The sequence below is a fragment of the Rhizobium sp. YJ-22 genome, from assembly GCF_029601685.1.
Classification (GTDB): Bacteria; Pseudomonadota; Alphaproteobacteria; order Rhizobiales; family Rhizobiaceae; genus Metarhizobium.
Genome location: NZ_JARRIR010000005.1, coordinates 73422 through 85879 on the forward strand (window position 1 = coordinate 73422; position 12458 = coordinate 85879).

The 12458-nt window shown below is 64.3% G+C and carries 12 protein-coding genes; 3 read left to right on the forward strand and 9 right to left on the reverse strand.

What is annotated here, in order from left to right; all coding sequences use genetic code 11:
- Positions 1–50: 50 nt before the first annotated feature.
- The 5 genes from P7F60_RS13470 to ccmA all read right to left on the reverse strand — a co-directional run bounded on the left by P7F60_RS13470 (position 51) and on the right by ccmA (position 3109).
- The gene (locus P7F60_RS13470) at positions 51–653 is read right to left on the reverse strand and encodes a DsbE family thiol:disulfide interchange protein (RefSeq protein WP_277918254.1); all 603 of its coding nucleotides are present in this window, start codon (positions 651–653) and stop codon (positions 51–53) included.
- Positions 650–823, reverse strand: coding sequence for a heme exporter protein CcmD (gene ccmD / locus P7F60_RS13475; RefSeq protein WP_277918255.1), 174 nt, complete (start codon positions 821–823; stop codon positions 650–652). Before ccmD ends, P7F60_RS13470 begins: the two co-directional genes overlap by 4 nt.
- Positions 820–1587, reverse strand: coding sequence for a heme ABC transporter permease (locus P7F60_RS13480; protein WP_277918256.1), 768 nt, complete (start codon positions 1585–1587; stop codon positions 820–822). The genes ccmD and P7F60_RS13480 overlap by 4 nt, the downstream gene beginning before the upstream one ends.
- A gap of 45 nt (positions 1588–1632) precedes the next feature.
- The gene (gene ccmB, locus P7F60_RS13485; RefSeq protein ID WP_277918257.1) at positions 1633–2292 is read right to left on the reverse strand and encodes a heme exporter protein CcmB; all 660 of its coding nucleotides are present in this window, start codon (positions 2290–2292) and stop codon (positions 1633–1635) included.
- Between the two features lie 175 nt (positions 2293–2467).
- Positions 2468–3109 carry a heme ABC exporter ATP-binding protein CcmA gene (gene ccmA, locus P7F60_RS13490; RefSeq protein WP_277918258.1) on the reverse strand — a complete coding sequence of 214 codons (642 nt, stop codon included), beginning with the start codon at positions 3107–3109 and terminating at the stop codon, positions 2468–2470.
- Positions 3110–3381: 272 nt separating this feature from the next.
- On the opposite strand from ccmA, the gene acnA reads away from it, so the two are divergent.
- The 3 genes from acnA to P7F60_RS13505 all read left to right on the forward strand — a co-directional run bounded on the left by acnA (position 3382) and on the right by P7F60_RS13505 (position 7628).
- A complete protein-coding gene (acnA, locus tag P7F60_RS13495; RefSeq protein ID WP_277918259.1) occupies positions 3382–6072 on the forward strand; it encodes an aconitate hydratase AcnA in 2691 nt (896 codons plus the stop codon).
- Positions 6073–6342: 270 nt separating this feature from the next.
- Entirely contained in the window at positions 6343–7092 is a 750-nt protein-coding gene (locus P7F60_RS13500; RefSeq protein WP_277918260.1) for a thioredoxin family protein, read from the forward strand.
- Between the two features lie 155 nt (positions 7093–7247).
- Positions 7248–7628, forward strand: coding sequence for a DUF2794 domain-containing protein (locus P7F60_RS13505; RefSeq protein ID WP_277918261.1), 381 nt, complete (start codon positions 7248–7250; stop codon positions 7626–7628).
- Between the two features lie 4 nt (positions 7629–7632).
- Here the strand turns inward: P7F60_RS13505 and P7F60_RS13510 are convergent, their stop codons facing one another.
- The 4 genes from P7F60_RS13510 to P7F60_RS13525 form a co-directional block, all read right to left on the reverse strand.
- Positions 7633–8181, reverse strand: coding sequence for a GNAT family N-acetyltransferase (locus tag P7F60_RS13510; RefSeq protein WP_277918262.1), 549 nt, complete (start codon positions 8179–8181; stop codon positions 7633–7635).
- Positions 8182–8254: 73 nt separating this feature from the next.
- Positions 8255–8992 carry a Bax inhibitor-1/YccA family protein gene (locus P7F60_RS13515; RefSeq protein WP_277918263.1) on the reverse strand — a complete coding sequence of 246 codons (738 nt, stop codon included), beginning with the start codon at positions 8990–8992 and terminating at the stop codon, positions 8255–8257.
- Between the two features lie 191 nt (positions 8993–9183).
- On the reverse strand, positions 9184–11730 hold the full coding sequence (locus P7F60_RS13520; RefSeq protein WP_277918264.1) for an ABC transporter permease: 2547 nt from the start codon (positions 11728–11730) through the stop codon (positions 9184–9186).
- Positions 11727–12440 (reverse strand): ABC transporter ATP-binding protein, encoded by a 714-nt coding sequence (locus P7F60_RS13525; protein WP_277918265.1) that lies wholly within the window; start codon positions 12438–12440, stop codon positions 11727–11729. The genes P7F60_RS13520 and P7F60_RS13525 overlap by 4 nt, the downstream gene beginning before the upstream one ends.
- Positions 12441–12458: the final 18 nt, after the last annotated feature.

Consider the following 12458-nt stretch of genomic DNA (forward strand, 5'->3'; position numbering starts at 1 on the left):
AGGCCGACCGAGATGCCATCCGCGAGCGGCTTTCCCGCGCTCGAAAAAGCTTATCCCGCCGGCTTTGATCCGCCCAGCGCCTTGTCGATTGCCGGCATGAGGCCGGTTTCGATGCTTTGCGCATCGAAGGGACCGACGCGTTTATAAAGGATGGTGCCGTCGGGGGCGACGAGGTAGGTTTCGGGAATGCCGTAAACGCCCCAGTCGATCGCCGCTTTGCCGTTGGGATCGACGCCGATGGCGGCATAGGGATTGCCGAGTTCGCCGAGGAAGCGCAGGGCGTTTTCGTTGCGGTCCTTGTAGTTGATGCCGACCAGCGTGATGCGCGGATCCTTGGCCAGTTCCTTCAGCAGCGGATGCTCCTGCCGGCAAGGCACGCACCAGGAGGCGAAGACATTGACCAGCGACAGCTTGCCGTGGATCGCCGCATCGGTCAGCGCCGGCACCCTGGCGCCATCGAGGGCGGGCAAGGCGAGCGTCGGCGCTTTCGTGCCGAGCAGCGCCGAGGGTATCTCGGAAATATCCTTCCCCGATTCGAGCTGGCGAAAGAAGACGATGGCGACCGCCACGAAGACGACGAGCGGCAACAGCGCCAGCAGGTAACGCAGGCGACCGCCGCCGCGGGCCTTTTCGGTTTCGGGCGCGATGCTCATGCGGAGGCGCCGTCCTTCGGCTGCGCCGAGCGGCGGCGGATGCCGGCGGCGTCGAGCTGCTGCAATTCCCGGGCGCGGGCGCGTCCGTCGAGCCAGACCCAGCCGATCAGCGCCAGCACGATCAGGCCGGTGACGGCGTAGGAGCCATAGATGTAGAAAGCGTGGCTCATCGTCCCTCCCTGCCGCTGGCCATGCGGGCGGCCATGCGCCGTTGCGCGGCGATGCGCCGGCGCAGGATCTCGTTTCGCATCGCCGCCAGATGCAGGGCGAAGAACAGCAGCGTGAAGGCGACGGCCATGACCAGCAGCGGCCACAGGAATTCCGCGTCGATGGTCGGCCCGCCCATGCGCACGACGCTGGCCGGCTGGTGCAGCGTATTCCACCAATCGACCGAAAACTTGATGATCGGAATATTGACGAAACCGACGAGGATGAGCACCGCCGAGACGCGCGCCGCCTTTGCCGGATCGTCCATGGCGCGGTTCAGCGCGATCAGGCCGAGATACATCAGGAACAACACGAAGACCGAGGTCAGCCGCGCATCCCAGACCCACCAGGTACCCCACATCGGCTTGCCCCAGAGCGAGCCGGTGATCAGCGCGATCAGCGTGAAGCCGGCGCCGAGCGGCGCGGCGGCCTTGGCCGAAACATCGGCCAGCGGATGGCGCCAGACCAGCGTGCCGATCGCCGAGATCGCCATCACCGTATAACACATCATTGACAGCCAGGCGGCCGGGACGTGGATATACATGATGCGCACGGTATCGCCCTGCTGGTAATCGCCCTCGGCGGTGAAGCCGAGACAGAGCCCGGCGACAAGCGCGAGCGCCGTCAGGCCGGAAAGCCATGGCAGGATACGCGCCACCAGCGCCAGGAACCGCGTCGGGTTGGCGAGATCGCTGAATTTGGTGATCGCAAGACTGTTGTCGCTCATGCGCCCTGTTTAACCCGAGAAGCAGGACCCTGCAATTGATCTTGCTCAATCCGCGGCATTGCGTAGCGCCAACGCCGCCGCCGCCGGGCCGATCGCCGCGAAGAACAGGGTCAGCGCCATCAGAATGAGAAAAGGCGGCAGAAACGGGGCGGGATCCTCTACCGCCGCATAGGACGCGCTGACCCCGAAGATCAGCACGGGCACCGCGAGCGGCAAGACGAGGATCGAGACCAGCAGGCCGCCGCGCGGCAGCGCCACCGCCACCGCCGCCCCGACCGCGCCGATAAAGGTGATGGCCGGCGACCCGACCACCAGCGTCAGCATCACCGCCCCGATCGCCACCTCGTTCATGTTCATGAACAGGCCGAGCAACGGCGAGGCGATCACCAGCGGCAGGCCGGTCGCCAGCCAATGCGCCAGGCATTTGACGAAGACGGTCAGCACCAGCGGCGTGTCATGCATCAGCAACACATCGAGCGAGCCGTCCTCGCGCTCGGCCTGGAACAGCCGGTCGAGGCCGAGCAGGCTGGAAAGCAGCGCCCCGATCCAGACGATGGCCGGACCGATACGTGACAGCAGATTGAGATCCGGCCCGACGCCGAAGGGAATGACGGCGACGATGGTGAGGAAGAACAGCACCCCGACCAGCGCCCCGCCGCCGGCACGGATGGAGAGTTTGAGGTCGCGGACCAGGAGGGCGATCATGCGAGGCTCTCCCGGTGAGCGCCCGTCTTCCCACGCGCAAGAAGGGGGCATCCGGCCCACGGGACGACGATGCCTGAGGAAAACAGTGCGGTATATCCCCTTTTACCCGTCAAGGCGGGGTGAAGGTGGACGGCAGGCTGGTTGAGGGGCAGCGCTTCGATCAAGGATATGTCTCTCATTCCCAGACATCCGCATTCACGCCGGAAAAACCCGTCATCCGCAATTCCTGCACCTTCTCCAATCCCAGCGGCTGATGCGTGGCGGCGAGCGCGATGCCGCCTTCGGCCAGATGACGCTTTACCAGCCCGGCAAACATGCGGTCGGAATCGGCGTCGAGCGCGGCGGTCGGTTCGTCGAGCAGCCAGACGGGGCGATGGGCGACGAGCAGGCGGGCGATGGCGAAGCGGCGTTGCTGTCCGGCGGACAGATAGCCATAAGGCAGATGGAGGATGCCGCCGAGACCGACGGTTTCGGCGGCCTCGTCTATATCAAGGGCGCCGCCGGGGCCGCCCTGGAAGGACTTCCAGAAGGCGAGGTTCTCGAAAACCGTCAGCTCGCGCTTCATCGCATTGCGATGGCCGAGATAGTGGCAGAATTCGCGTGGCCTCGCGCCGGCCTCGACACCCGCGCCGGAAAACGTCACGCGGCCCGCCTCAGGCGCCAGAAGACCGGCGATGACGCGCAGCAGCGTCGATTTGCCCGAGCCGTTTCGCCCGGTGACGACCAGCGCCTCTCCCATGCCTAAGTCAAAGGAAAGATTGGAGAATATCAGCTCCTCGCCGCGCCTGGCGGCAAGCCCTTCGGCGCTGAGCAGCATGGGCTGACGCATCCTTTAAAGTTTTGGTCATTGCGATGCAAAAAATGTCTCGAAGCGGCATCCCACGCTCTGGAACCTTTCTTAGAAATTATCTATAAGACTTGCAACCACGCCAGCGGTCGGCGTGAACTTCATCTCTCCGCCGAACTTCGGGGATTGCGAACAACAATCCTTGCGTGCGGACAGCGGAAATGGCCGCACCCGCATCCTGATGTGCATGAAGTGCATGGGCGTTCGCACGACTGTGTTGGCTATCAGAAACGGGGTCTCTCGTGTCTAAATCTCTCGATAGTTTCAATTGTCGCTCCACGCTCACAGTGGACGGCAAGGACTATGTCTATTTCAGCCTGCCGAAGGCCGAAGCCAACGGTTTGCCGGGTGTTTCCAGGCTGCCCTTCTCGATGAAGGTGCTGCTGGAAAACCTGCTGCGCAACGAGGACGGCCGCTCGGTCACCAAAAACGACATTCTCGCCGTCGCCAAGTGGCTTGAGAACAAGGGCCTGGAAGAGGCCGAGATCGCCTATCGCCCAGCGCGTGTCCTGATGCAGGACTTCACCGGCGTGCCGGCGGTCGTCGATCTCGCCGCCATGCGCGACGCGATGGTCTCGCTCGGCGGCGATCCGGAAAAGATCAACCCGCTGGTGCCGGTCGATCTCGTCATCGACCATTCGGTCATCGTCGACGAGTTCGGCACCGCTTCCGCCTTCGCCCGCAACGTCGAGCTGGAATACCAGCGCAACGGCGAGCGCTACCGCTTCCTGAAGTGGGGCCAGCAGGCGTTCAAGAATTTCCGCGTGGTTCCCCCGGGCACGGGCATCTGTCACCAGGTCAACCTCGAATATCTCGGCCAGACCGTCTGGACCAAGGACGAGGACGGCGAGACCATCGCCTATCCCGACACCTGCGTCGGCACCGATTCGCATACCACGATGATCAACGGCCTCGGCGTTCTCGGCTGGGGTGTCGGCGGTATCGAGGCGGAAGCCGCCATGCTCGGCCAGCCGGTTTCCATGCTGCTGCCCGAGGTCATCGGCTTCAAGCTGACCGGCAAGCTCAAGGAAGGCGTCACCGCCACCGACCTCGTGCTGACCGTCGTGCAGATGCTGCGCAAGAAGGGCGTCGTCTCCAAGTTCGTCGAATTCTTCGGCCCGGGCATGGACAACATGCCGCTCGCCGACCGCGCCACCATCGGCAACATGGGCCCGGAATACGGCGCCACCTGCGGCTTCTTCCCGGTCGATGGCGAAACGATCAACTATCTCACCATGTCCGGCCGCAAGACCGACCGCATCGCGCTGGTCGAAGCTTATTCGAAGGCTCAAGGGATGTGGCGTGACGGCGACGGTTCCGACCTCGTCTTCACCGACACGCTGGAACTCGATCTCGGCGACGTCGTGCCCTCCATGGCCGGCCCGAAGCGCCCCGAGGGACGCCTGCCGCTGGAAACCATCGCGCCGAATTTTGCGGCTGCGCTGGAAGGCGACTACAAGAAGCCCGGCCAGCTCACCAACCGCTATGCCGTCGAAGGCGAAGACTTCGATCTCGGCCATGGCGACGTGGCGATCGCCGCCATCACATCCTGCACCAACACCTCGAACCCGAGCGTGCTGATCGCCGCCGGCCTTCTCGCCCGCAATGCGGTTGCCAAGGGCCTGAAGTCCAAGCCGTGGGTGAAAACCTCGCTGGCCCCGGGATCGCAGGTCGTCGGCGAATATCTTTCCAAGTCCGGCCTGCAGGCCGATCTCGACGCACTCGGCTTCAACCTCGTCGGCTTCGGCTGCACGACCTGCATCGGCAATTCCGGCCCGCTGCCGGCTCCGATCTCGAAGACGATCAACGACAAGGGCTTGATCACCGCCGGCGTCCTCTCCGGCAACCGCAACTTCGAAGGCCGCATCTCGCCGGACGTCCAGGCGAACTACCTCGCCTCCCCGCCGCTGGTCGTCGCTTACGCGCTGGCCGGCACGGTCCAGAAGGATCTGACCAAGGAGCCGATCGGCGAAGACCGGGACGGCAACCCGGTCTACCTCAAGGACATCTGGCCGACCTCGCACGAGATCCAGGAATTCATCCAGAAATACGTCACGCGCGCGCTCTATGAGAGCAAGTATGCCGACGTGTTCAAGGGCGATGTCAACTGGCAGGCGGTTCAGGTTCCGGCCGGCCAGACCTATGCCTGGGACGACCAGTCGACCTATGTGCAGAACCCGCCCTACTTCGTTGGCATGGGCAAGACCGGCTCGGGCATTTCCGACATCAAGGGTGCGCGCATCCTTGGCCTGTTCGGCGACAAGATCACCACCGACCATATTTCCCCGGCCGGTTCGATCAAGGCCGCTTCGCCGGCCGGCGCCTATCTCATCGACCATGGCGTCGGCGTCGCCGACTTCAACCAGTACGGCACGCGCCGCGGCAATCATGAAGTGATGATGCGCGGCACCTTCGCCAATATCCGCATCCGCAACCACATGCTCGGCCCGAACGGTAAGGAAGGTGGCTACACCATCCACTATCCGTCCAAGGAAGAGATGTCGATCTACGACGCGGCCATGATGTACAAGGCCGAGGGCGTTCCGCTTGTCATCTTCGCCGGCGTCGAATACGGCAACGGCTCCTCGCGCGACTGGGCGGCCAAGGGCACCAACCTGCTCGGCGTCAAGGCGGTCATCGCCCAGTCCTTCGAGCGTATCCACCGCTCGAACCTGGTCGGCATGGGCGTCGTGCCCTTCGTCTTCGAAGAGGGCACGACCTGGGCCAGCCTCGGCCTCAAGGGCGACGAAGTCGTCTCGATCGAGGGCCTCGCCAACGTACGTCCACGTGAATGGAAGGTCGCCAAGATCGCTTATGCGGACGGCACGGTGAAGGAGATCAACATCCTCTGCCGCATCGATACGCTGGACGAGGTGACCTACATGAACAATGGCGGCATTCTCCAGACCGTTCTGCGCGATCTGGCCGCCTGAGCCGGTCTGAGACCTGCTCTTCGAAGCCGCCGGGAGCCTCTCCCGGCGGCTTTTTCTTGAGCGTTTCCAGGAAAAGCGGAAACCGGTTTTCCGTCCGGAAATGCGCTCGTGAGCGCGGATCCGGCTTCACCCCATCGTGACTTTTCGTTGAAGATGGGAGGGTGTAGAGACGGGACTTCAAGGATAGTATGGGGTGTTCGGCTGCCGGTCGGCAGGCGTTTTTTCGTGACGGACGGGGCCGGCGCAAGGTCCTGTGGAAAGGTGCAGACGATGCCGGTGTGGCGTTTCACGACGGTTCTGGCGATCGGGGTCGCGGCAGCCTCGCCGCTATCGGCCGAACAGGCGGCAAAGCCGAAGGGCGTCGTCGAGCTGTTCACCTCGCAAGGCTGCGCCTCCTGCCCGCCGGCCGATGCAAAGCTGGAAACGCTGATCCGCCAGGGCGACGTCATCGCCCTCTCCTACCACGTCGACTACTGGGATTATCTCGGCTGGAAGGATACGCTGAGTTCCAAGGAGAACACCGAGCGGCAATACGGCTATGCCCGCACCATGGGCCGCACCAATGTCTATACGCCGCAGGCGGTGCTGAACGGCCAGGACCACATCAGCGGCGCCGATCTCCACGGCATCAATGCCAAGCTGGAGGCGCTGCGCGCCGACGGCAAGGGGCTGAACGTCGACGTCGATGCCGCCATGCGCGGCGACGAGCTGGAAATCAACGTCGGGCCGGGCAACGGCAAGGCCAATGTCGTCATCGCCTATTTCAACAGGGAGCAGGTGATCCAGATGGACAAGGGCGAGAATGCCGGCCGCAAGATCACCTATTGGAACACCGTCAGCGACGTGCAGACGGTCGGCATGTGGGACGGCAAGCCGCTGAAGCTGGTGCTGCCGGCCAGCGTCGTCGGCACGCAGCGCAAGCAGGGCTGCGCCGTGCTGCTGCAGGCAACCTCGCCCAAGGGCGATCCCGCCGCCATCCGCGGCGCCGCGGTGCTGACCGCCGCCCCGAACGGCGGTTGACCCCGCATTTGCTGTTTTCGTTTGGCTTTTCGGTAAAGCCGCCTCACATCTGTCCCCGACATGCCACGGCAGCGACACACCGTCGCTTGCATTTTTATCCCGCTGGGGCACACTGTCACAACTCTGTTGTCATCAACAGGATTCGAGGAGTGCCTATGAACGATCAGCCGGATGTGTCGCACCGAAACGCCGATGTCGTTGTCGATCTGCGAGAATACCGGCAAAGTCGCGATCCCGCCCCCGTCACCTTCCACCGCCGCGAGTTGGATGCCATCCTGCGCATCTATGGCCGCATGGTCGGCGAAGGCGAATGGCGCGACTATGCCATCGATCACCTCAAGGACAAGGCGGTGTTCTCGATCTTCAAGCGCTCCGGCGAAATGCCGCTGTTCCGCATCGAGAAGAACCCCAAGCTCGCCAACAAGCAGGGCGCCTTCAGCGTCGTCAATGTCAACGGCATGGTGCTGAAACGCGGCCATGAACTGCAGCAGGTATTGAAGGTCTTCGACAAGGTGTTGAAGCTGATCGACACCTGAGCCGTCAGGTCAGCGTGCCCGGATAACGCCCGGGATCCGGCAAGGTCTCGATGCCCTCGCCGAGGCTCTTCTGCATCAGCACCGTATCCAGCCACCTCCCCTGCTTGAAGCCGGCGCCGGCAATGCGCCCGGCATCGGAAAAACCGCAGGCCGCATGCAGCGCCACCGAGGCCGGATGGCCGCCGCCGATCACCGCCAGCATCTGCCGGAAGCCGAGTTCCGTGCATCGCGCCAGCAGCGCGACGAGCAGAGCCTTGCCGATGCCGCGCCCCTGCGCGTGGCGGCCGAGATAGATCGAATCCTCCACCAGCCAGCGATAGGCCGGTCGGGTGCGGAACGGGCCGGCATAGGCATAGCCGAGAACCGCGCCCTCTTCCTCGGCGACCAGATAGGGATAGCCGCGCCCGGTGATCGCCTCGAACCGCGCGGCCATCTCGTCGCGCGACGGCGGTTCGATCTCGTAGCTGGCGACGCCGTTCACGACGGCATGGGCGTAGATCGCCGTGATGGCGTCGAGATCGGCAGGCGTTGCCGGGCGCAGGCGAAAACGCATGAAGACTCTTCCGAAGAGGCGAACACAAAAAAGGCGACCCGAAGGTCGCCTTTCCATTCCGTCTGCCCATTCCTTAGTTGTTGCGGTTGCCGAACAACTGGATAAGGAACATGAACAGGTTGATGAAGTCGAGATAGAGCTGCAGCGCGCCCATGATCGCCTTGCGGCCCATGACGGCGACGTCGTCGTTCTCGAAATACATTTCCTTGATCTTCTGCGTGTCGTAGGCGGTGAGGCCGGCGAAGACCAGCACGCCGATCGCCGAGATGGCGAACTGGAGCGCGGAAGACTGCAGGAACAGGTTGACGAGCGCGGCGATGATCAGGCCGAACAGACCCATGATCAGGAACGAGCCGAAGGCCGACAGGTCACGCTTGGTCGTGTAGCCGAACAGCGACAGTCCGCCGAAGGCGGCGGCGGTCACGAAGAAGGTCTGCACGATGCTCTGGCCGGTGAAGACGATGAAGATCGACGACAGCGACAGGCCCATCAGCGCGGCGTAGATCCAGAAGGTCGTCTGCGCGGCCGAGACCGACATCTGATGAATGCGATAGCTCAGGAAGAACACCAGGCCGACCGGAGCCAGCATGATCACCCAGCGCAGCGGCGAGGCGAACAGAAGCTGCGCGAAGGCCGGATTGCTGACCGCCAGCGCATAGGTGCCGTAAGCCGCCAGACCGGTGATCGCCAGTCCCAGCGCCATCAGGTTGTAAACCTTCAGCATGTAGGTGCGCAGGCCCTGGTCAATCAACTGACCGGATTGCGCGCCCGCATAACCCGTCCGGTTCTGGTAGTTTCGAAGATCAGCCATTCTTTCCTCTTTCAAGCTCCGATGAAGTCACGGGGTCGCGGACATCGGGTCCGGGCGCCGCTGCGGAGCTTCCAGCATGCGTAGCGTAAATATGATGCGAGAACACGGCGCTTACAAGGCCCGTATGCCGCGAATCGAACGGTGAGGCCGGCGCACGCGGCCAAAAGCCGCGTGATTAACCGCAAACCGTCCTACAACTCGCGCAGGACCGGCGCCGCCTTCTGCCCCAACACCCGCCATGTGCCGATGAGGCCGATACCGACCGTCATCACCAGCGCCACGACGACCGTTCCGATCGCGACATCGCCGAGGAAGGCGGAAGGTAATTTCATCACCCGCGTCACCACGAACCAGGCGGAAACGCCACCGGCGGCGAGCGCGAAGACGGCGGTCGCCAGCCCCAGCAACAGGTATTCGTAGGAGAAGGCGCGAATCAGCAACCCGCGCGTCGCCCCCAGCGTCTTCAGCACCACGGCGTCATGGGTGCGGGCGCGGTTTCCGGCGGCAAGCGCACCGGCCAGCACCAGCACCGAGGCGACCAGCGCCACCGAGGCCGCCGCCCGGATCGCCACCGCCAGCTGCCCGACAAGGCCGCTGACGATATCCAGCGCATCCTTGACGCGCACGCTGGTGATCGTCGGATAGGTGTTGGTGACCTTGCGCAAAAGCGTCGCCTCTTCGGCTGCCGTGGCGCCGGCATCGGTGAGTGTCGCCAGCCAGGCATGCGGCGCGCCGGCAAACGTGTTGGGCGAAAACACCATGACGAAATTGATCGACAGTGATTCCCACTGCACCTGCCTGAGATTGGCGATTTTCGCGGTGATGCTGCGGCCGAGCACATTGACCGTGACGGTATCGCCGAGCTTGAGGCCAAGGTCGCCGGCCTCCTGCGCCGAAAAGGAGACGAGCGGCTCGCCGCTATAGTTTGCCGGCCACCATTCCCCCTGCGTCACCAGCGAGCCTTCCGGCAGGGTCTCGGCATAGGTGATGCCGCGATCGCCGCGCAGCACCCAGCGGGCATTCGGCGGCACCTCCATCTTGCTCACGTCCTGGCCGTTAAAGGCGAGGATGCGTCCGCGCAGCATCGGCACCTCGGTGAGTTTGCTGTTCGGCAATTCGGTCGAGACGAGTTTTCGGAAGCCGTCGACCTCGCTGCCCTGGATATCGACGAAGAAGAAATTCGGGGCGCGTTCCGGCAGGTTGCGGGTGAGCGCCTGCCGCAGGTTGCCGTCGATCAACGCCAGCGTCACCAAGAGCGCAAGGCCGAGGCCGAGCGACAGCACCACCGAGGGCGTCAGCGCGCCGGGGCGATGGATATTGCCGATGGCCAGTCGCAGCGCCGGCGAATGCACCTGCGGGCTGCGTTTCGCCAGCGCCGCAATCCCGGCCGCCACTAGCCGCAACAGGATGAAAGCCCCAGCGACAGAGACCAGAAAGATCGCGGCGATGAAACGGTCGAAGGCGGTGGCGACCACCAACACGCAGAGAAGCGCAAGGATGGTGCCCGCCGCCGCCAGATAGGGCCAGGAGGGCAACCCCGCCCGCTCGAAACCTTGCTCACGGAACAGGGCGGTGGCGGGCACTTCCCGGGCATGGCCGAGCGGCAGGATGGCGAAGGCGAGCGTCGTCAGCAGGCCGAAGACGGCGGCCAGCGCCAGCGCGGCCGGATAGAGCGCCGGCTCCGCCGGAACCGGCAGCACGGCGGCAAGGAAGGGTGCCGCAACCATCGGCGCCACCGCCCCGAGGACGAGGCCGATCAAAATGCCGATGCCGGCGATCAGCAGGATCTGGAAAAGATAGATGGCGGCGACCACCGAGGCCGGTGCGCCCAGGCATTTGAAGGTGGCGATGGTGGTCCGCTTGGCATCGAGGAAGGCGCGCACCGCATTGGCCACGCCGACGCCGCCGACGATCAGCGCCGTCAGCCCGACCAGCGTCAGAAATTGCGAAAAGCGGGTGACGTTGTCGCTGAGCGCCGGTGCTGCGCGGTCGCTGGTGCGGATCGACCAGCCGGCGTCGGGAAATTTTTTCGTCGCCTCCGCTTGGAGCGCGGTCGGCGTTGCGGAACCCGGCTTCAGCCTGATCTTGTAGGCATTCTCGACAAGGCTACCGGTCTGGGTCAGCCCGGTCGCCGCCAGCGCCTCGCGGCTGATCAGCAGGCGCGGCGCAAACCCAAAACCTTCGGAAATCGCATCCGGCTCGGTTTTCACCGTGCCGGCAATCACCAGCCGCGCCTTGCCGAGCAGCAGGGTATCGCCGAGCTTGAGGCCGAGACGGTCGAGGATCAAGGGTGCGACCACCGTGCCGAACGCGTCCCCGCGCTTGCCGATGAGATCGGGAAGCGCCCCGCCTTCACTTGCCTCGAAAGCGCCATAGAGCGGATAGGCCGGATCGACCGCCTTCACCTCGGTCAGCGACTGGTCGGACCCATCCGGCAGGCGCGCCATGGAGCGCAATCCGGTCGATACGGAAATATCCCCGAGGCTTTGCAGATAGGCGAATTCGTCCGGCGAGGCCTCGCGATTGTTCAGCTCGAAGCGCAGGTCGCCGGCAAGCAGGCTCTGCCCTTGCGCGGCAATCGCATCCGATATCGACGAGGCGACGGAATTGACTGCCGCGATCGCCCCGGTGCCGAGTGCGATGCAGGCGAGGAAAATGTAGAAGCCGGAGAGACCGCCGCGCAATTCGCGCAACGCCAGCCGGAGGGCGAGTTTCAGCCGCGATGACAGGCCCTTCATGCATAAACCGCTGCATGGGCGGAAGCGGGTGCCGCACTGTCGCCGGCGATCTCGCCGGAGCGCATGCGAATCTGGCGGGAGCAGCGCGCGGCTAGCGCAGGGTCATGGGTGACCAGCACCAGCGTCATGCCGCGCTCGGCCTGCTTGGAAAACAAGAGGTCGGCGATCTGGCGGCCGGTCTCGGTGTCGAGATTGCCGGTCGGCTCGTCGGCGATCAGCACCGCCGGCGACGGCGCCAAGGCGCGTGCAATCGCCACGCGCTGCTGCTCGCCGCCCGAAAGCTGGCCGGGATAATGATGCAGCCGCTCGCCAAGCCCGACGGCGGTCAGTTCGCGCCGGGCGATGTCGAAGGCGTCGCGCACATTGGCAAGCTCCAGCGGCACCGCAACGTTTTCCAGCGCGGTCATGTTGGCGATCAGATGGAAGGACTGGAAGACGATGCCAATGTTGCGGCCGCGAAAATCCGCCAGCGCATCCTCGCCCAGCCCATGCAGGGCCGCGCCGTTGATATGGATTTCGCCGGAATCGAGCCGTTCCAGCCCGGCCAGCACCATCAGCAGCGTCGATTTTCCCGAGCCCGACGGCCCGACGATGCCGACGGCTTCACCCGCATCGATACTGAGGTCGATCCCCTTGAGCACATGGACCGAGGCGGCGTCGCGCCCCAGCGTCAAATCGGCCCGCTTCAGCGCGATGATGGTGTTCGTCAAGACAAACCTTCCTATATT